This window comes from Thermosipho melanesiensis BI429 (genome assembly GCF_000016905.1).
Classification (GTDB): domain Bacteria; phylum Thermotogota; class Thermotogae; order Thermotogales; family Fervidobacteriaceae; genus Thermosipho; species Thermosipho melanesiensis.
On record NC_009616.1, the window covers coordinates 1,442,977 to 1,462,350 of the forward strand.

General features: G+C 35.8%; 28 protein-coding genes. 1 reads left to right on the forward strand and 27 read right to left on the reverse strand.

The features are described 5' to 3' along the window. Positions 1–202: 202 nt before the first annotated feature. The 19 genes from TMEL_RS07450 to TMEL_RS10320 all read right to left on the reverse strand — a co-directional run bounded on the left by TMEL_RS07450 (position 203) and on the right by TMEL_RS10320 (position 15,535). Positions 203–1,306: a LamG-like jellyroll fold domain-containing protein gene (locus tag TMEL_RS07450; RefSeq protein ID WP_187145730.1), complete on the reverse strand. Its 1,104-nt coding sequence runs from the start codon at positions 1,304–1,306 to the stop codon at positions 203–205. 312 nt (positions 1,307–1,618) lie between these two features. After that, positions 1,619–1,963, reverse strand: a complete 345-nt coding sequence (locus TMEL_RS07455; RefSeq protein ID WP_012057654.1) for a hypothetical protein — start codon at positions 1,961–1,963, stop codon at positions 1,619–1,621. A 19-nt stretch (positions 1,964–1,982) separates the two neighbouring features. Continuing rightward, positions 1,983–5,345, reverse strand: coding sequence for a phage tail tape measure protein (locus tag TMEL_RS07460; protein ID WP_012057655.1), 3,363 nt, complete (start codon positions 5,343–5,345; stop codon positions 1,983–1,985). Positions 5,346–5,350: 5 nt separating this feature from the next. Further along, positions 5,351–5,719 (reverse strand): hypothetical protein, encoded by a 369-nt coding sequence (locus TMEL_RS07465; protein ID WP_231109734.1) that lies wholly within the window; start codon positions 5,717–5,719, stop codon positions 5,351–5,353. Positions 5,720–5,828: 109 nt separating this feature from the next. After that, entirely contained in the window at positions 5,829–6,194 is a 366-nt protein-coding gene (locus TMEL_RS07470) for a hypothetical protein (protein ID WP_012057657.1), read from the reverse strand. Between the two features lie 11 nt (positions 6,195–6,205). Beyond that, positions 6,206–7,168 carry a phage tail tube protein gene (locus TMEL_RS07475; RefSeq protein ID WP_012057658.1) on the reverse strand — a complete coding sequence of 321 codons (963 nt, stop codon included), beginning with the start codon at positions 7,166–7,168 and terminating at the stop codon, positions 6,206–6,208. A 14-nt stretch (positions 7,169–7,182) separates the two neighbouring features. Next, positions 7,183–7,542, reverse strand: a complete 360-nt coding sequence (locus TMEL_RS07480) for a hypothetical protein (protein WP_012057659.1) — start codon at positions 7,540–7,542, stop codon at positions 7,183–7,185. Further along, positions 7,535–8,005, reverse strand: a complete 471-nt coding sequence (locus TMEL_RS07485) for an HK97 gp10 family phage protein (RefSeq protein ID WP_012057660.1) — start codon at positions 8,003–8,005, stop codon at positions 7,535–7,537. Before TMEL_RS07485 ends, TMEL_RS07480 begins: the two co-directional genes overlap by 8 nt. Next, the gene (locus tag TMEL_RS07490; RefSeq protein WP_012057661.1) at positions 8,002–8,487 is read right to left on the reverse strand and encodes a hypothetical protein; all 486 of its coding nucleotides are present in this window, start codon (positions 8,485–8,487) and stop codon (positions 8,002–8,004) included. The genes TMEL_RS07485 and TMEL_RS07490 overlap by 4 nt, the downstream gene beginning before the upstream one ends. Before the next feature lie 13 nt (positions 8,488–8,500). Then, positions 8,501–8,695, reverse strand: coding sequence for a hypothetical protein (locus tag TMEL_RS07495; RefSeq protein WP_012057662.1), 195 nt, complete (start codon positions 8,693–8,695; stop codon positions 8,501–8,503). 54 nt (positions 8,696–8,749) lie between these two features. Continuing rightward, a complete protein-coding gene (locus TMEL_RS07500; protein WP_012057663.1) occupies positions 8,750–9,838 on the reverse strand; it encodes an SU10 major capsid protein in 1,089 nt (362 codons plus the stop codon). 16 nt (positions 9,839–9,854) lie between these two features. Further along, positions 9,855–10,568: a DUF4355 domain-containing protein gene (locus TMEL_RS07505; RefSeq protein ID WP_012057664.1), complete on the reverse strand. Its 714-nt coding sequence runs from the start codon at positions 10,566–10,568 to the stop codon at positions 9,855–9,857. Positions 10,569–10,584: 16 nt separating this feature from the next. Beyond that, positions 10,585–10,851: a hypothetical protein gene (locus TMEL_RS07510; protein ID WP_012057665.1), complete on the reverse strand. Its 267-nt coding sequence runs from the start codon at positions 10,849–10,851 to the stop codon at positions 10,585–10,587. Positions 10,852–10,855: 4 nt separating this feature from the next. Then, on the reverse strand, positions 10,856–11,674 hold the full coding sequence (locus TMEL_RS07515) for a structural protein (protein ID WP_041426085.1): 819 nt from the start codon (positions 11,672–11,674) through the stop codon (positions 10,856–10,858). Further along, positions 11,643–12,884: a phage portal protein gene (locus tag TMEL_RS07520; protein WP_012057667.1), complete on the reverse strand. Its 1,242-nt coding sequence runs from the start codon at positions 12,882–12,884 to the stop codon at positions 11,643–11,645. The genes TMEL_RS07515 and TMEL_RS07520 overlap by 32 nt, the downstream gene beginning before the upstream one ends. Before the next feature lie 10 nt (positions 12,885–12,894). Beyond that, positions 12,895–14,181, reverse strand: a complete 1,287-nt coding sequence (locus tag TMEL_RS07525) for a phage terminase large subunit (protein WP_041426087.1) — start codon at positions 14,179–14,181, stop codon at positions 12,895–12,897. After that, positions 14,141–14,683, reverse strand: a complete 543-nt coding sequence (locus TMEL_RS09950; RefSeq protein ID WP_012057669.1) for a hypothetical protein — start codon at positions 14,681–14,683, stop codon at positions 14,141–14,143. Before TMEL_RS09950 ends, TMEL_RS07525 begins: the two co-directional genes overlap by 41 nt. A gap of 52 nt (positions 14,684–14,735) precedes the next feature. Further along, positions 14,736–14,999 (reverse strand): hypothetical protein, encoded by a 264-nt coding sequence (locus tag TMEL_RS07535; RefSeq protein ID WP_041426090.1) that lies wholly within the window; start codon positions 14,997–14,999, stop codon positions 14,736–14,738. A gap of 362 nt (positions 15,000–15,361) precedes the next feature. Next, positions 15,362–15,535: a hypothetical protein gene (locus TMEL_RS10320; protein WP_012057670.1), complete on the reverse strand. Its 174-nt coding sequence runs from the start codon at positions 15,533–15,535 to the stop codon at positions 15,362–15,364. A gap of 303 nt (positions 15,536–15,838) precedes the next feature. Here TMEL_RS10320 and TMEL_RS07540 point away from each other — a divergent pair, with 303 nt between their 5' ends. After that, on the forward strand, positions 15,839–16,405 hold the full coding sequence (locus TMEL_RS07540) for an NYN domain-containing protein (protein WP_012057671.1): 567 nt from the start codon (positions 15,839–15,841) through the stop codon (positions 16,403–16,405). Positions 16,406–16,583: 178 nt separating this feature from the next. Here the strand turns inward: TMEL_RS07540 and TMEL_RS07550 are convergent, their stop codons facing one another. From TMEL_RS07550 to TMEL_RS07575, 8 genes are all read right to left on the reverse strand, one after another. Then, a complete protein-coding gene (locus tag TMEL_RS07550) occupies positions 16,584–16,778 on the reverse strand; it encodes a hypothetical protein (RefSeq protein ID WP_012057672.1) in 195 nt (64 codons plus the stop codon). Between the two features lie 12 nt (positions 16,779–16,790). Beyond that, entirely contained in the window at positions 16,791–17,066 is a 276-nt protein-coding gene (locus TMEL_RS07555; RefSeq protein WP_041426093.1) for a hypothetical protein, read from the reverse strand. 17 nt (positions 17,067–17,083) lie between these two features. Then, a complete protein-coding gene (locus tag TMEL_RS10325; RefSeq protein WP_155760993.1) occupies positions 17,084–17,248 on the reverse strand; it encodes a hypothetical protein in 165 nt (54 codons plus the stop codon). Between the two features lie 67 nt (positions 17,249–17,315). Continuing rightward, on the reverse strand, positions 17,316–17,783 hold the full coding sequence (locus tag TMEL_RS07560) for an RNA polymerase sigma factor (protein WP_012057673.1): 468 nt from the start codon (positions 17,781–17,783) through the stop codon (positions 17,316–17,318). A gap of 26 nt (positions 17,784–17,809) precedes the next feature. Further along, positions 17,810–18,079: a hypothetical protein gene (locus TMEL_RS07565; protein WP_148186018.1), complete on the reverse strand. Its 270-nt coding sequence runs from the start codon at positions 18,077–18,079 to the stop codon at positions 17,810–17,812. A gap of 97 nt (positions 18,080–18,176) precedes the next feature. Continuing rightward, positions 18,177–18,353, reverse strand: a complete 177-nt coding sequence (locus tag TMEL_RS10330; protein WP_012057674.1) for a hypothetical protein — start codon at positions 18,351–18,353, stop codon at positions 18,177–18,179. Continuing rightward, positions 18,353–19,105 carry a helix-turn-helix domain-containing protein gene (locus tag TMEL_RS07570; RefSeq protein ID WP_012057675.1) on the reverse strand — a complete coding sequence of 251 codons (753 nt, stop codon included), beginning with the start codon at positions 19,103–19,105 and terminating at the stop codon, positions 18,353–18,355. Before TMEL_RS07570 ends, TMEL_RS10330 begins: the two co-directional genes overlap by 1 nt. Before the next feature lie 31 nt (positions 19,106–19,136). Beyond that, positions 19,137–19,322 carry a hypothetical protein gene (locus TMEL_RS07575; RefSeq protein ID WP_041426095.1) on the reverse strand — a complete coding sequence of 62 codons (186 nt, stop codon included), beginning with the start codon at positions 19,320–19,322 and terminating at the stop codon, positions 19,137–19,139. Between the last annotated feature and the right edge of the window lie 52 nt (positions 19,323–19,374).

The following is a 19,374-nucleotide window of genomic DNA, read 5'->3' on the forward strand; positions in this document are numbered from 1 at the left end:
TTCACTTCCTTCACAATACTACAACCATCCTTATCACAAAAAGCATCGCCGTCTTCTCCCCATCCCTCTCACAATACTCTTAAATACATGAGAGGGTTTCTCAGCCTTACAGGCTGAGCAACACGTGGGCTGGGACAAGCCCACGTGGAGGTGGGAAGTCCCCCACTACTCAGCCCGAAGCTGAGATACTTTACCCGCCACCTCATACTATCGGTAACTTTGGCGGCACTGAGAATGGGCGGCGAGCTTCGTAGAGTTGTTGAATATAAGAGTCGGTCCAGATGTTGGGGTCGTACTTGGCGATGAGGAGGTTGGAAATTAAGCCGTTCATGCCATGTATTGCAGACAAATCTGAGGGCCTATAACCTATTTTTATATGAGTAAAATTACCAAGATTTAAACTTACTGTGATTGTTCGTCTTAAACTTCCATTTAAATATATTTTTAATACAGAACCATCATATACAAATACAACAAAATGCCAATCATGAAAATCTACATCGAAAGCTTCTATTGTTACATTAGCTGCCGGAGCACCATCTTTTTGAATTACAATTCTTTGTGTTTGGTTATCAGGATATGTAAAAGAAGCGATACTATCCTGATAATAATCATCCGCTTGAATTGTAATATCATGCTGAGCTGCTGTCGTTGGTTTATTATTTTTCCGCCAAAACGCAATAACAAAAGGTTCAGTAATTGGAATGTTAATTTTAAACCTTCCATCAGGTCTCGTCCCATCTACAAAGCTTGTTGCGAAGGGTTTTATTTCTAACTGTAACTTATTCAAATAGCCCGAAATTCCACTTACATATGCTTTATAAAAATCCCAAATAAAATATAAATATCGTGTATCTTCTGGTAATGTATAAGTAATAATTACATCATACCATCTATCTAATAACAATTCTGGATTACCATAATACTCGGTTCTATGGCCGTTTATTTTTATATGCAATCCTTGCCTTTCCCAAAAATTCAGTGTTGCATCTCCTTTAACTTCTACTGTATCACCATCATTGAAATCCATCCAATTGCTACCATCAATACTATATCTGGCGACAACAAACCATAGACATCCTTTGTGTTTCCAGCTTAAGGTTATCTTTGTTCCGGCTGGATAAATTTGTCCTAAATCAATCGTGTGTGTCTCAATTTTATATACAGTAATACCTTGTCCACCAATATATGCTTTTTGTGTTTCGTCCCAACAATCTGCCCATGTTTTTCCTGAAGCCAAAGCATAAGGAAAAAATACCACTTGCCCAGCATCAAAATTCCACGAATATTGCCCGAAATAATTCATCGTCCCCTCTTCCACAGCAAAACTTTTCACGCCTGGAAACGGGACGTCGTCTTTTCGGAGCGTGACGCAGAGAGAGCCGTCGTCGTTGTAAATCAAGTTATAAGGGGTTTTAATCAAAGCCATTCTATTTCCTCCTTCTTGCTTTACACTGCCAATTCCTAAACAATAAACAGAAACCCCTAATCCCCCTGTGTTCTCGCAGAACTTCACAGAGGGTTCACAACCCCTTATAGGGGCTGTGCAACACGCTGGCCAGCCTTACCAGCGTGGGTGTTAGGGGACACCCACTACTCACCCCGCGGGCGAGATACTTTAATCTTCCTCATCTACACTTATCTCGCTCGGCACTTCAGCTGAAGCGTACCCTGCGTTGGCTTCCAGAACCGGCTTTGCCTTGTCATACATTGTCTTCAAGATCGCATCAAGGGAAGGCTTAAGGTAAAGCGGAAGTTCGATCTCATCCACGAACTCTTCATACTGCCATGCAGGAACTTCTTTTTGGGTTACATTACCTTCTTCGTCGTACTCCTCAATGGTCGTTGTTGTCTCCTGTATCGCCACTCTGAACGCATACCTAACCTTGAAAATCCCCCTTTTTACATCATCCTGCACGCTGAGAACCTTTATCTCGGCAGGTTTAGAAGTTGAAATAACCACACCGGTCACCCCCTCAATTTCACGTAATTACCAACGTGCCCTCTTCGAGTGCTTCTCTTACAGCTTTTACTACCATCTCTTTAAAAGCCTCTGCACTATCCAAGAAATTACTGTTTTGGAAGTACTGATAGATATTCACTGTTTCCGGTCCACTTCTTGTTACATTCGCCGTATACGTCTGCGTTATTTCGGCTCCGAAGTTCTCATCGCTGATGTTTATTTTTCCGATCTTCTCCTCAGCCTCTTTTGTTATCTGCTCCCAGGATTTCACGGCGCGTTTTCCCATGTTAACAAATCCGAACGTAAGCGCTCTCACAACGTCAGAAACCATGTTGTAGAGCCAATTGAAAGCGTTAACTATCATTGCGAATGCTATATAAAATCCTCTTGCTATCGGCACAATCACCGTGTTGTATGCCCAAACGAGAATGTTTGCAAACGCCTGAAGCAGGCCAAGGAACGGCTCCAGTAACGGAAGCAGGAGCGTTCCAAGTAATCTACCGAAAATCTGCAGGATCTTTACGAACGGCTCCAGCGCACGGTTGATGACGGTGCCAAGTACTTCCATGATGCCCTGGACAACCACACCGATGGGATCAAGCAATTGCATTACGTTTTCAAGAGTTGCAAGCATAGGGCCAAGCTTTCCGAGAATGCTTTCAAACAGACTTCCTAAACTACTACCCAGCCCTTTAAACCCTTCTATTGTTGTTTTAAACGGTGCGAGAATATCAAAACCTGCAAGTGATCCAGTTTTTGCAGTTTTTACAAGCGCGGTTCCCAAGTCTTTCAACCACGTCAGTTGCGGCGTTGCAGCCTGCGCAACCTTTATCGCGTTTATAAAAGTATCGAACAGCCCTTTATTAGCTTGATAGTATTTTGCCACTGCCCCGCGTACCATATCTATGAGCATTTGCAGTTTGCTTTTACTCTTTTTAGCGTCCTGTTGTTGTTCCCCGATTTTTTCAGCGATGATCTTTAAAGCTTCCGCAGACTCAGGGCCCGTCTTTTTAATTATATCCGCTATTTGCTTTAGCGTTCCCGCTACCGTTTTTACGTCGTTTGCTATCCCTCCATCTGTGAAATAGCTTATAATTGCATCTACAATTCCACCTTTGTTGTATCCTCTCGTTCTAATCTTTTCCAGCACTGAAACCATCGATGGATACTTTTTAACCATCCACGCCGGGACAACGTATTCCCCTTTGTGCACTATGCCAGCCGGTTCATGTTTGCCTCCATTGCCTGTATATCCACCTTCGGCATATCCTGGTTGATAGAACAGTCCCATCCATGCTAATATTTTCATCCACCAAGGAGTTTGTTTATCATCCATTATTTCCTTTGCCATTTCCTGTTTTTTTAATTCAATTTCTCCTTGTTTTTCAAAGCCTTTTTTGAAGAAATCTATAACATCGCCCGAGATCTTCACAGCAATTTCCCATGTTGTTTGAACAAGACCGCCAAAGTATTTCATTATTTCTTTTATAAACTCCAATCCCTGAATAATCCAATCCCATGTTGTTTGTAAAGCTTCCCATGTTCCTTCTCCTATTGGTTTTAAAACATTTTCCCAGAGCCATTCAATATCTGAAACAGTCCATTCCCAAGTAGAAGAAATAGTTTCCCATATTGCTTGACCAATAGGTTGTAAAATGTTATCCCATAACCACGTTAAGCCATTTACAATCCAGTCCCAAGTTGTCTTCAATGTTTCCCATATTCCAGTTCCTAATGGTTGTAAAACATTCTCCCAGAGCCAATCAACACCGTTTACAAGCCAATCCCATGCCGTTTCTATACCTTCCCAAGCTTTTTCTCCAATCCATGACATAATATCCCAAAGTTTTTCTAAACCTGTAACTGTCCAATCCCAAACAGTTTTAAATCCTTTCGTAAGCCCATTCCACAGCCAACCAAATACATCTTTTACTCCTTTCCAAATGTTTTCCCAATCAATTGATTGTATCCAATTTAATAGTTTTATAAATATATTAACCATTAGGTTGAACAACCATTGCAAGAAATCTGCAAAATCTTTTCCTTCATTTTTGCTCTTCCAAAGCATGTATAGAGCAGTTACTGCTCCTATTAAAGCTAACGTAAATGGTCTTAGTAAGAAAGTTCCTATCTGTGCAATTTGAGTAAACAATTTTAAAGATATTAATATGCCTATTAAAGTAGCCCCCAACCTGAGCAACGCCCAAACTGCTTTTCCTACTGTTTCTTTATTTTCATCAATCCATTTTGTTAACTGCCTTATTCCGGCAATTAGCTTGCTCAAGAAGTCAATTACTCCACTTCTTACTGCGTTGAATAAAGTCATGTTTAAAGCTCCTAAACTTGCTTTCAATTTATCAAGTAAATAAGAAACAGATTGTGTTTGTAGCTGATATGCTTCATTTAAAGCTTCTGTATCACCCTTTATCCCGCTTAATACGTCTTCAAATTTTTCATAATTGTTGATCCATGTTAATAACGCTCTCGAACCTGTTTCAGAAAGTGCAAGTTGTTGCAAAAAAGCTCTTTTTTCATCATCGGTAAGTCCTTCAAGTTTCTTTCTAAATTGTTCTACGACCTTTGTTAGCCCAACAAATTTTCCATTTGCATCATAAAGGTTAATCCCTAATTCCTTGAACTTATCTGCTTGCTGGAGCATATCCATAAATGCTCCTTCTGCTGCATTTGCTGCCTCAGAAGATCTAAAACCTGCTGTTGTAAGTGCGGTATATCCTGCAAGTGCTTCCTTTAGTCCTACTCCTAAGTTTCTTGCGGCTGGGATTAACTGGCCAAAGTCCCTTGCAAGTTCTTCATAAGTCAATAACCCTTTTTTAACTGCTTCAAACTGCATTGCATACACTGTGGTGAGTTTATCTATGCTCAATCCATATGCATTGATGATAGAAATAGCACTTTGAAATGTAGTTGTTAAATCCGTTGCACCTGCAATTGAAGAAACAGCAGTTGCTTTTAACACGTTTAAGCTATCTTTTGCTTCAACGCCAGCAGACCCCAGCATGTATAAAGCGTTATTAAGCTCATCTAAAGGTTTTCCTGTTGCTACGGATAAATTAATTAATTGTTTTTGCATCTCTCTTGCTTGTTCGCCTGTCATTTTCATCATTGTGCGTGCATTTTGAAATGACTTTTCTACCTTGGCTGCAAAATAAGTTGAAGCACTAACTGCTCCAGCTAAAGCCCCTGTGAATGCAACTGTGTATTTTAAAGCAGTATTGATTGCACTTGAAAATTGCTGAAGATTTTTTCTCACATTATCAATTTTCTTTTGAAAAGTATCCAAGTTTCTTGACACGGTTCTTAGAACAGGACTCGCTGAATCTGAAGCTTTTATTACTACTCCAAGTGTTTCTTGTTTTGGCATCTGAATCACCTGCCTTTATTCTTATTTGCAAGTTGTTCTACAAAGACTGTTTTGAAATTAATCAGAAATATTATCCAGTCTACTGGTTGATCGAAAATTCCTCCAGATTCTGGAAGATTAATTATATTCCCCTTGTGATCCACATATGCAAGAACGAATTGGAAGTAATTCTCTTTTATAAAGTCATACATTTGTCTATCTTCTTCTGGAACATTGTTTCCCATTTTGATATCAGAAAGCATTAAATTTAGCCATCTTTTAAGTTTATAACCTTCAATACTCAGCAATGGTTCAACGCTTTCAAGTAATTTCTGTCTTAATAGCTCAACAGTTTCATGTTTTAGCATTCCGCAAGTCTTGGTAGTTATCGGCACATTTTCACTCCATCTAATAATATGAAAAGGGAGAGCTTCAATCACTCTCCCCTTTCTTAGTAATTCAATTCCTCTAACAGTTAATTTCTTATATTCTATCCAGCCATCTTCAAACTCCAAAAGCATTGCTACCACCGAGATTATACATCTCTTGTAACTTTATCCAGATATTTAAAAGAGTAGTTGCCTCTACTTTCTTTATGTTTTCCAGTGTCACAGGAACACTTTCACTCCAGGATTTTATTACTTTTGTTAAAAATTTGTATGGAACAGCATTTACTGCAGCTAAATCCAGTATTGCATTCCCATCTCTTGTTACTTCTACCTTTGAGTTTTGGAAAATAGTTACTGCTTCTTCTCTGAGTTCTGCAGTAAGCTCTTTTGGAACTTCAATCCATGTTTCAGTTTCCTTATTTACAACTTTCTTATCCTTAATATAAAGTTTCACTGTTTCATTACTTGCAAAAAGGCTCATTTAATCACCCCTTAATATGTTCCTGTCCCGTTAGTATAATCTGCGATTTCGATTATGTCTCCACTCAATGGAATTAGAGCTGTGAATTCAGCCTTAAACATTATTTTGTCTGGTCCTGCAATATCGTGTGTCATGTTTGAGAAGAGAAGTCTTGGAATGTATATTGTAAGTTTGTTAGTTGCATCTTTTGCAAGTTCTATACCTAATGCTGCCTCAGTAAAATTCTTGAATTTAGTATATTCGCCAGAAATTACTGAACTATCGAAGATAATATCAATTGATCCTGTAATTTCCAATGTTCCAGGATCTAAACTCTTCCTTTTGCCTGTGCCATCTAATCTGTAATCGTCAGAGTCAAGATTGTTGTTTATTGTAAGTTCAATACTTGAGTAAAGATCTGTAGCTGTTGTGAATTGATCTGTGTAAAGTTTAAGTTCTTTAAAGTAGTATGGATCATATCCTGGAACAGTTAAAGTCCCCTGTGTTAAGGAACCGCTTAGTTCTTCTTTCCCTACAAAATCAGCAGTTACTGAAGGAATTGCACCGACCGAACCAGAAAATCTTAGTTGATTAATTTTCATTCCAAGATATTTGAATGATTGTCCACCGTGGTTTACTTCTATACTTGCACTCGGAAGATCTTCAGTTAGGCCGATTGGTTTAATATTTGTATATTCATCCCCGCTCGAGGGAGTACCATCAGGATCAACAAGTGCTGCTTTTCCAAGAGCAAGATAGAAAAGAACACCTGCAGTTTCTGGATAAAGTTCTACATCAATACTTCCTTCAGCACCTAATTTTCCAGGAGCAAGAGATTTTATTCCTCTTGTACCCAGCAATGCTTCTGATCTAACTGCTTCAACTTTATGATTTAAGCTTTCGCTTTTGAAAGGCAATTTCCATATAGCAGTTGCTTCAGTTGCAAAGCTTGTTTCAACGCCAAGTAATACGCTTGATTTAGCGCCTGTATTCATTTAACTCACCTCCATTATTCATCCCACTTGAAACTTACTTGCACAAATACAAATAAGCGTTTGAGATTTTGAACATAGCTGTATTGAATCTCGGAAATCTCATAATAATTGAATGATGTATCTAATATTGTTTCAATTTGTCCTAACTTTGTATCTGCTGTGTCATATGCAGGATCTGGTGTTCCTTCAACTGAGAATAGAATAGCCATATCGCAAGTATTGCGTTTTCTTGAGCTTGTTAGATATTCAGGAGTAATTTTGTCTATAAACACCGTTGCATTATTCGCTTTTTGTAAAGCTTTATCATCTGCAATAGTTACATTATCAAAGATAGTTTCTAATTGAGTTATAAAATTTCTTACCGTGCTAAACATTTTCCCACGTCCTTATTAGCTCATCTACCCATTTAGAAAGGCTAAACTTATCAACTGCATCTCTTAGATACCTTTTTTCCTGTGTTCCTTTTTTTGCAATGGAGTGCCATATTGCCCATGCTCTCCTATAAGTCCATTTCGCCCTTGATTTCTCCTTTAACTGAACCCATCTTAAGATTGGTTTATATGGTGGTCTATGTGGTCGTGTTCCATATTCTACAAAAGGAGCATATTGTAAGTTTGTAAATACTTTTATTTTGTCATAACTTATATCTTTTACTGTCCAGGATTGTCCTAAACGGCCTGTATTGCTCGTTCTCTCGTCTATGTTAGTAACTATCATATCTTCAAGTTCTAAACCCGCGGCTATTAGCACCTTTCTCAATACTTCTTTAAACCTATCATCTGACATATATCGCTTTATTTTAGTCAGTTGCTTTTTGTCAACTGAGACTTCAATCATAAGTCCCACCCTCGAGGACTTCTGTAGTAATTTACAAGATATCTAAGATGTGCCTTTGTATCATCCATCTGCTGTGAAGCGTTTTGTATGGAATATGAGTTAAGCTTATTTATATCACCCATAATCATCTCGTAACAGTCCGCAAGTACATCGTTCCAGTTAATCACTTTTGCTTGAACATAGACGTCAGCCCCAACAGCATCATCAAAATAAATAATTCCTGCTTCTTTATCCATGGTAAATCCTGATGTTAACTCGTTTTCTGGATATGGCAATCCAATAAATATCCTTTCTACATATGTTTCATCTAATCTGTACACAGGAATTTTGAACACTTTGCTATCAACGTCCATTTGTGTGGCTTGCATTACTTTAATTTCAGAGTGGATTTTTATAATCTCACTTAGTTCGTCGTCCGTGAAAAGTTGATTTGTTATATCTTTATCAGGAATTTTCATTCTTAAAAACTCAAGATTAGTCATTTAAACCACTTCCTTATTTGGTTTCTCCTTTCGCTTTGCTTCCTTCGGTTTGTTTTTTTGTTTTTCCTTCGATAGGTTTCAAAAATTTCTCTTTTACTTCTACATCGTCTGGAATTTCAACGTATTTCTGTTTTCCACTTATTTTGACGGGATATGCTTTACCATTTACAATCACAAACTTTGTATTACCTATAAATTCATATTTCATATTTTTCCCTCCTTAGTTTTTGTTATAAAAAGAGGGGCCATAAGCCCCTCTGAATTATTGGATATAGAATATTCCAGCACCGTCAGGATTTCTAAACTCAAGAGTGTATTCTCCTACAATTTGTCCTTTTACACTATCTCCGGTCTTTGCAAGTGGTTCGTATGCCATATTCCTACCAGATAGAGGTTTAATCTTCAAATTGCTTGTATCAACTACAATAATCATACCTTCGGGAATATGAGGAGAAGTCTTCAAGGAAATTTGTCCGTATTCTGAGAGGTATCCATCAACTAACCTACCAGCAGTTCTTTCATCTTGGGTAACGATTAATTTATCAGAATTAAGGGAATTGAAGTATTGTTTTGTGGAAGCGTTCATCCATGCTTCGGTTATATAACCACCATTGTCGTAGATGAGTTTTAAGAATGCTCTAAAATTATCCTCACTCCAAGTGTTAGTTGAGGTTATACCATCACTATCAATAAAGTATTTAATACCACCCATCATTCTTGGACCAGAATTATCGTTTGGGTCAACCCTTATACCGAGCCAAGCGGTTCTTTCGAGGAGTATTTTTAACTTTTTAAGTTTTCTTTGAACTTCGTTTAAAAATACATCTTCGTTTACATATTGTTTCACAGCGAGTTGAGATCCAGAGAATTTTACGTAATCGGAGAAAATTTGAGTGACATTGTATCTCTTAACTTTTTGTTCATAATTGCTATCGTTATAATCTTGCCCTTCTGGTTGAGCATCTCCAATAAGTTCTACATCTACGTTTGCGGCGTGGTCTGCGTCACCAGAAACAACTGCAACAGACAAGACATCTCCATTAATTGCTGTCACTCTATAAATGGAATTTTCGACTTTGATTACGTTACCAACTTTAAATTTCTTCCCAGCACCAGTTTCAACAGTTAAAGAACCTCCACCTGCAGTATATGCAGCAGCAAGTTTAACTTTTAATACAGGGAGAACATCGTCCCACCATTCATACCTTGTTGAATCAACTGTTTCATTACTTATACCAATCGCATTCAATAATGGAGTGTTAGGAAGTTTTAACATTGATAAAACAGGAGATACATCAATTTTATTTTCAGCAACATCGTAAGTTGTTACCATACCATTTATTGTTCCCATAGATAACTACCTCCTTTTATTTCTTTTTTTGAGAAAATAATTGCTTTAGAGCTTCTTTGGGGTCAGTTGGCAATGCTTTCTCCGTGTTTTTTGTGCCAGTAAATGTACCAGATTCCATAGTTTTTAGCTTTTCATTTACTTTTGCTTCCACTATTTCGTTGATTTTAGTTGCTATAGTTTCCACTGCATCTACAAGTTCCTCTTTTGCTTCTGTAAGAGATTTGTCTACAAGTGGGTCGACTGTGATTAATACACCAAATTCCTGTGGTAATCCTTTAGCTTGCAAATAAGTATTTTTGAGGTCCTCCAAAGCCTCTCTTCTTTCTTGCCTCAATAATTGCTCATATTGACCTTTTTCCTTCATTTTCTCTATTTCTGCCTTCTTTTTAAGTTTTTCTTCTCTTGTTTTAATTGCCTGTGTCACTGCTCTGTCAATTTGGCTTTGGAGTTCCTTTTTTGTCATAATAGCAACGTCATCAGGATTTAGTCCCAGCTCTATCGCTGTTGCTTTTAATGCTTCAATGGGGTCTTTATCATCATACAAAACTTCTTCGTTAGTTCCGGATTGAGTGTTATCTCCTGTAAAAGTTACATTAACGCTCGGTGTTCCATTATTTGCGGTTGAAGTTCCGTTCGAATAAGTTATCTTTACATCATTATTTTGAGTGGCTTGACTATCCCCCTCTGCAAAGAGTTGGATGTCAATGCCCCTCTTTTTCATTTCCAACATGCTTTATACCTCCTTCTTATTTGTTTGCCCACGGACATTTGTATTGAATAGCTAAACTCCTTGCCTTGTTTGCTATTTCGGAATCTTTATTCATAATCGCTCTTCTATATGCCGCTAAAAGTCCAGCACAGCTTACTTTCCACTTCCCATCAACATATTTTTTGTATGGATATCTTTTATTTTTGGGATCTAAAAACACATGTGCTGGCATATCTTCACGTTTTGAAGAACCTGCAGGTGGAATATTTTTCCAACTGCGGTCGTTTTTCATAACATCAGCCATTCTCTCACCTCGCTCTTAAAACCTCCTTTATAGCTTCATTAACAACTACCTTTGGTGATTCTGGAATTGCTAAGAGCCTGTGCCTGCATTGTATATGCGGATGCAAGAATGTACCGTGATCCGCTCTTATTTCTTTCCCTTTTAGTTTTTTTGGGTTTGTCTGAATGTATTTTTGAATTTGTTCATAAGTCCAAGGTTTTTTTTGTGTAAGCTTATATCTGTTTTCGCACCATTTAGTTGTTCTTTTATCTTGTGGACCAGACCATTTGTATGCCTTGATAACATCCTGATATTCCTGATATGTTTGCCATATTCCATGTTGCATAGCAAGTCCTAATTGGTCTCTTACCATTACTTGTACTCTTCTTTTTGCATTTGGTGGTATTTCTTTTATAAGCATTTTTGCAATTACATCAGTCGGTGTTCCAGAAATTATTCCAGCCGTTATTGTATTTTCTATCTTTCTCATAAGATCTCCTGCATAATTTTTCATGATTGTATCTTCGAAGTTCATGAAGTTATTGTTAAACCATACCATAACATTAGTCGGCACACCTCTGAATGGTACATTTATGCTTTCGTGTGCTACTTTGCTTGATAGGTTAAATATCGATAATGTTTCTTTGTCAAGATATTTTTTAAATTCTTTTATATATTCATCAACTTGTGCTTCTATTTGTAGTTTTATCCAGTTAAAGGTTTTTTGTCTCATTTCTCCTGTTACAAGCATACCGATAATTCTTTCAAGTAGAGCTTTTAAAAGGCGTAAATTGCGATTTATAAGATATTTTTCACTCCTGTTCAGTCTTCTGTCCAGATTCATCGCCCATCAACTCCATATACCAGGAATTTTCTTCTTCAATTTTCCTGGCTTCTTCGTTAAAATCAAATCCCAATGCTTCTGCAACTGTTTGTCTGGATACAAGTTCAGATTGCATTAACATTATCCATTTATTAAGATCCTCAACCTCATCTGCAGGAATAACTGGATCAACTTTAATTGCAACCTCGTCAACAACGACCCCGTCCATTGCGAGTGCAAGTTTGCAAGCTTTTTTAATTCCAGCAAAATATACGTCTCTATAGTTCTTTATCTTCTTGATAAGTTTTGTAAGTTTCAGTTTTAATGCATATCCTGAAATATTTCCAAGATCGTTAAGGATAAGTTCAGGACATTTGTTTCTGAGATAGTTTTCTAACTTTTCATATTTTTCAAGCATTGAAGGAATTACATTTCCGTTGTATTCCAAAATCTTAAGTTCTGCGTTGTCTGGAGTTGCCCATACGTTATGTTCTTGCCTTAAATTACTTGCGTCTCTGATCCCCGATGCTATAATTCGTGGTTTAGCATAAATATCTTCAATAGCTGAGATTCTGGATAGTGTTGAATTCATTTCATCTATCGTGTCGCCTATTCTCTCAAGCTCTGATTCTCCCCAAACTGGATCCTGAAGTGAAGGTATATTTGCCACGTGAATTAGCCAGAATTCTCCATAACGATTCGGAAGATTAATTTTTAGTTTGCCATCTACATAAATTTGCACTCTATCTTTTGTATAGATTTCTTTTACTTGCAAATATGACTCGTGATGCTTCATTGAGTATTCATACACCCACGCAACGACTTGCCCATATTCCATTACATAGTCAAGTGTTCCATTTAATAACTTAACAATCCCCATTCTAACGTTACCATCTGTGTCTCTTCCTAATTTCAGCGCGGTATCACCAAGAATAAGTCCTTGGATAACAAACAATCTTGCAAGTTTGTTGAAATTATTTGCCTCAAACAACTCTTTCAATCTTTTTGTGGCATTTTCATTATTAGGAATATAAATTTCAAAATTGTCTCCAAATATTAAGTTGTAATCAGTTGTAATGATTTCATATGCGTAATCAATTAAGGATTTGGTTATGTGTTTTATATTGTTTTTGCTGTCATAATCAATAAACAACTGGTTTTGTTGACAATATTCAGGTGTATATTCTCCATAAAACAAATCAAAAAGTTCTTGGTAATTTTTTTTAGCCATCTATCTCACCTCACAAAATATCCAATTGTGTGCTAAAAGCTTCTTGTCTTCTAGTTTGTCCCCACACAGCAAGAGCTAAAGCCATAACACAGTCATCGTGGTAGCCTTCCTGAGCTTCTAACTTAAATCCAGAACCAGATTGAATACGTCTAAAAAATCTCAGCTCATCTCTTAAAATTGTATTTGAAGCAGGTAATTGTAATTTTTGTTGTTCAAAGTTAAGTAATAAATTATGTAGTAGCTCAGATTTGGATTTCTGAGAAAAAACAAATGGAACGCAAGCATTTATTCTTTCACTTATGGGGTCTCCTACACCTGTTGCATCAAGATACACTTGTGCCCGATACTTTGCTTGTAAGTCATTTACTATTCTTATAACTTCTTCATATGGAATTTGATTAAATCTATGAAATTCAGCTATTTTAAACGGTTCTTCTGTTACATCAAGTACTATAATCACCGTGTAGTCCCTATATTTTGCAAGATCAACACCAATTGAATACTTTCTCCCATCTTTATATCCTTCAGGTTTGTAATCTTCAAAAGCTTCAACTAAGATCTTCCATGGGAAGAACACTGTATCATCATCAACAAACTCCGCCAGATATTCTTGCCTCCAAACGTAATCAGGAGTTTTTGCCTTTGCATTTTCAATTTCTTCTTGATCTAAAAACGGATTATCGTATACAGTTGCATGGAAAGAAATAGTATGCTTTTTGTTTTTTAAACCTCTTTGATATTCTTCATAAAAATAATTCATTCCGTTAGGGGTTGATTCTAATATTACCGGTGCTCCTGTATCAAGCTTCATTGGAGTTATAACTTGCTCATACACTGAGTCTTTAATAAACGCAGCTTCAGTAAGAACTACTAAATTAACCTTTCTTCCTCTGAGATACTTACCATTATGTGCAGTCGATCTTACAGTAATTGAAGAACCATTTTTGAGATATATTGTTGGAAAAGGAGAATCTTTTGTTTTCTTGACAAATCCTTTCAGTGGTGATAGTTCTATCGCCTCTGTTAATAGGTCATAATATATCTTCGCCTGATCCAAAGATGGACCACCTACAATAACCCTGCTTTTTGGATGTATAGTTGCATAATAAAAGATCTTGCCAGCTACATAATTTGTTTTTCCAAATCTTCTCCCAGCACATATCACCTGAGTTGAACCATTTAAATATAAAAGCTCCCTTTGTTTGGGAGCTATTTCAGAATATCCAAATAAAAGCTTTGTAAAAGTTTCAATATTTCTAAGCTTCCTCGCTATCATCTCCATTTGTGCCTTTGTCATTTTTTATCAACTCCATAAGTTTTACAAATGGATCTTCTGTATCTTGATCAAGTTGTTTGAATTCTTCAGCTGCTGTATAACGTACTTGATTGGTGGCAGTGTTATACAAAGATTGCATGGCCTTAAATGTTTCTGGATGTAGTCTTTTCCATTTTCCACTTTTAAGAAGCCCAAAGAAAATGGTCCTAAGTTCCTTTGCAAGTTTGAAATTTTCTTCTCGTTCTGTTCTAAGTGTTTCCAACCTCGTAAGTCCTTTTTTTACTTCTTCTTCAAATAATTCTTCCGATTCTTTTCGTGCTGCACGCTTTTTAATTTCCTTGCTAACATTCCAGTGTTTTTTCTTGTGATTGAGAATAGCATTATCAGAAATACTTTCGTTGTATTTGTCTTTCAACCATTTTGAGATTCTTCTCGTTCCCCACCCTTCTGCAAGTAATTTTTCAATTTCTGTTCTATGTTCACTATTACATACTTTGCATTGTTTATTATGAATAACTGGCATATCTATCACCTTCTTACGAAGTCAATTTAAAGTTTACGAAGTCTACGAAGCTTCATAACCATCGTTCGCCCTTAATAACTTCCTTCAAAGCTCTGTTTTGTTCGATAATTGTATTCTTTGTATGCTTCAGCTTCTCGACTATAATCCGCCATTTACCTAATTCATTAGAAGCTTCAAGTAACAGGTTGTTTATTCTTGCTAAAAGATTTATATTGCGCTGTATCCTCATCTGCGCTTCTTGAATGGATATTTGGCTTAGTTCTTCTGCAGTTAATTCATCCAGAGTTAATTCCTGATCCAATTCTTCCCACTTCATGCTCTTCCACCCACTTTCGAACTCCTTTTGTAAGCTTTTTCTTTTTGTTTTGCTTAATGAGTAAATCTATATCTATCTTTAACCCTCGATGTATCTTTAAATGACATTCTGGACATAACAAAACAAGGTTATACGGATGATTGTTGCGCGGGACCCAGGGGATTGCGTATTCTGATGGTATAGTTGCGTTGCGTCTAAAAAGATGATGAATTTGACCTGTTCCGTTTACATATCGTCCACAAATGCGACATTTTTCCTTATCTCGCTTATGAACATAATCTCGGATAACCCTTGGAATAGAGCCTATCCCATCGTATCGCTCCTTTCGATATAAAAAAAGAAGCCAAATGGCTTCTGGTTAGTCAGTTTTTGTCTTTTTGTTCTTTTTCCTTTTTCTTAACTTTATTTTCTCTCATCTCAAACTTCTTACAAGCTGTCGTTTTTTCCCATTCAATTTTACCTGTACGAGTACACAAACCATCCCAAAAATTAGGAATTATTGCAAAATACTTGCAGTTCTTACAAGTATACCTCATTTGTTCACTCCTAACTATCCTGAACTTCTTTTACGAGCTAAAGTAAAATTTTTGATCCTATATTGATTGTAATATTGGAGTTTTTTTAGTAGAAATCTTTGTATTAATAAGAAATCTACATATATTTGTTTATAATTTATTTTAATAACTGATAATAGGTGATCACAGGATTTTTAATTTAGAATTTATTCATATATAATTAATTCGGAAAATAAAAATAATATCTGCCGGTGTCCACTCCTTGGGGTTCCGTCCACCAAGGGAAAGTGCACCGGCCTATTATTTTATAAATGGAGGGATTTTATGCGTGCTATTATTATTGTTGATGGTAATTATCTATATAAAAGTTGTATGAATGAATGGAAAAAAGCTCCAAAATATGATTTCTGTTTTCAAAATATTATTAAATTTTATTCAAAGGTGATAAATACTGAAATGCATCTTATTCGTGTAAGATTTCATGATAGCCCTCCTTGTGAAGGTGGGGATAATAATTTTAGAACAAAAAAAGAAAAAGTTCTGAATAAACTTAGAAGTATACAAAGAATAGATGTAGTACTTGGCCGCTGCCGTAAAATTGGAAATACTTTTTCTCAAAAAGGTGTGGATGTAAATATGGCATTAGATATTGTACGCTATGCTAATGACATTGATACAATTATTATAATTAGTGGTGATAGTGATTTGGTTCCTGCTTTTGATGAAGCCCGTAACAGGGGAGCGGAAATTGTGTTATTATTGTCCCCGCATCATTTCAATTCTACTGGTTCTGCAGATGAATCTATAAAAAAACTTATAGTTGCCTCAGATTTTTATTTTACTTTTGATGATAAAATGATGTTTAATACTTCAAAAAATTATACTCCATAAAAAAATGGGGCTTTTTGCCCCATTAAGTATACTTACCCATTCTACAAAAATTATATCATTTTTGTGGGGGTTGTCAAGTAAATTATCACTCTTTTTCCACCCCCATAGCTTTAAACAACTCATATAACAATTCAATAATAGTTTCTGTTCTATTTTAATATTCTTCAAACACGCTCCTTCACCTCTCCTTCTTTTCTTCCCACATTTTTTCTGCTTCTTTCCAAACTTCTTTTATCCATGAGTTATTGAATTGTCCAAGAAACTCCCACCATTGTGCGTCGCAATATGCTTCCCAGCAATCTTGACAAAGTTGAATAACAGACCCAATTGAATCTTCTTCCATGAATTCTTTGCCACATTTCTTGCATTTCATAGTATCATCTCCTTATTTCACTTCAATAAATCTCTTGGCTAAAAATTTTAGTGTGTAGAGCACAACGTGAATTAAATATTCACTGTCATAGATTGTGTCTGGTATTTTTTCGTTTGCAAATGTTATAATACGCCTCGAAATATCAATTGTAATTCCAGTAGGATAACCTATAACTGAGAAATGGTAACCATTTAAGTCAAAGGAAACAACAGTTTTTATTCCTAAAAGATAATTCTTGCATAATTGCTTTATTTGCTTTCGTTTTTCCTTTGTTATTGTTAATTTCATGTTATTCACCCCAAAAATCAAAATTCGAGATAAAAATACAATTTTTCTTTAATTAAATACCCGATTTGAATTATTCCGCAATAACTCCAATCCCTAAGTAATTCAACCCCATCAACAAAATGAAATAACTCAGCTATCATACCATCGTTTTTACATTGAATACTTTTATCGATAAAATCCACAAAACAACCGCTTTAAACATGTTATCACTCCTCTAAAGGTTTTCTTGTAAACATCTCTCTATATACTTTACTTTGCACCTTCAATCAACTCCTCAATTTTCTCAATCCCTTCTTGCACATATGTCCAAACTGTTTTTTCGTTAAGATCCATCTTTTTTGCAATTTCTCTATATGACAATGTTTTATATTTTAGTCCTGAACATTCTACAGAATTACAAGGCTCAAAATCGTGATTTATAATTCTCCAGAATATAGCTTCTCGTTGTCTTAATGAAAGTAACTGCAACCAATACTCAGTTCTTCTAATTTTGTTCCACATCCTCCGTTTCTTTTCTATTGTTAGTCTATCTAATACCTCTGGTGTTCTCATTGCATTCTTATTGAATATAACCAAAACACCATTGGGTAGTGTGAATTGTATTTTGATTTCTCCGTTAATAAAATTTAAATGTATTTTTCTTTTCAAAAGTGCTTGCCAGTATGATTTGTACCTTTGTAATTCAGAAATGATAAAATTCTGTGTAGAAGTTAACATCCGAAACCCCCTTTCGGGATTCCCGGTTACTTAACCGGGCTTTTTAATTTGATACGTTGAATATCACCCTCCAGTTGAATCGTTACTAACACGTTTTTGATGGATCTTATGTCTACAACATTTTCTTCATCTTCTTTAATATACGTTGGTAGTTGAAGTTTAAGCAGAAGCTTTATTGCGGTGTCTATATTTTCTGTTGTGATTACTGCTTTTTTGTCTAGTAATCCAATCGAATAATCTTTTGAATTCTTCATAATCTTTGTTCCCCCCTTTGACAATAATAGTAACTTCCTCAAAGTTTATCTTAGATAATTCTCTTAAATAATTCAGTACTTTATGCTTGTTTTTGATAGTTATACCCTGTACCCACATTTATTAGCACCTCCATCTTTGCTATTCCTTTTTAATTTCTCCCCTTTTCTGAATGTTTTTGGCTATTATTCCATTTATGATATTGAGTGCCACAGTTAATTGTATTTTCTCTTCTGTATTCAAACCTTTTTTCTTTTTAGCTATCTTTGCCAAATCATTTGCAATTTTTGCAACCTCTCTTAAAACATCTTCTTTCATCAACACCACCCCAATGCTTTTTTATATTCATACTCGATTTTTTCGTTGAGCCGTGAAAAGAGCTTTTTTAACTGCTCTAACTCATCCTTGGTAAAAATCAACCGGCCATTAATGTATCTTTTTGGGAGTTTACCAGTTTTGACATATCTTTGAATCGTTTTGGAAGGAACATTTAAATATAATGTTACTTCTTTTACGGTAAAAGTTGTTTTTCCTGGCATTTGTTTTATCAAAAGTTCTAATTTTTCTTTTATTGTGTTATAATCCCCAACTGTTTGTAGAATTGTATCAGAAGCATAACTAACTGTTAAAAGATAATACTTTTCGTCCATTTGGTATAATTCAATCCTATACCCCATCTTTTCCAATTGCTTTGCTTCTTTAAATTTGTTAGCTACGTTTTCGATATCTACTTCAGCAAAAAGCAGTGCAAAATCTATATTTTCAGTAAACAGCGGTTCGAACCGCAGTTCAACTTTGCTCCGAGTTCTTGCCGTTTTTGTAGCTCTTTCAAAAATTTCCGCAAAAAAGTCTGGAAGATCGGTTTTACTAAGCATTTTGTAAAACCTTCTATTTGATAATATGCCACCTTCTATAAATCTATAAACAACATCCATAAATTGATCTTCTAACTTCATAAATTGCTTTAAAAAACTGATTTGTTCATAATCATTTTTATCTTTAACCTGTTTTTCAATGTATAAATCCAGCTCATTATAAATTGCATTTAGTAACTTCGAAGCATAAGTCATAACTTTACCACCTCTTTGGTAACGAATGCTTTTACTTCAAATTCGAATTTTTTCGTTTAAATTCTGGATCCAATATACGTTCATTTTTATCCCTCTCTTTGAGAAGTCTCCAGGTAAGCTTAGTGTGTCTATCGTAATCTGAAGCTACTTTGCAAAGTCCCCAGTTAAAAAATACTAATAATCCCCACAAAATTAAAATTGATATTATCGTAGACATAATCTCACCTCATTTTGAATTAGTTTGTTTGTTAAATAACATTCTCAAAATT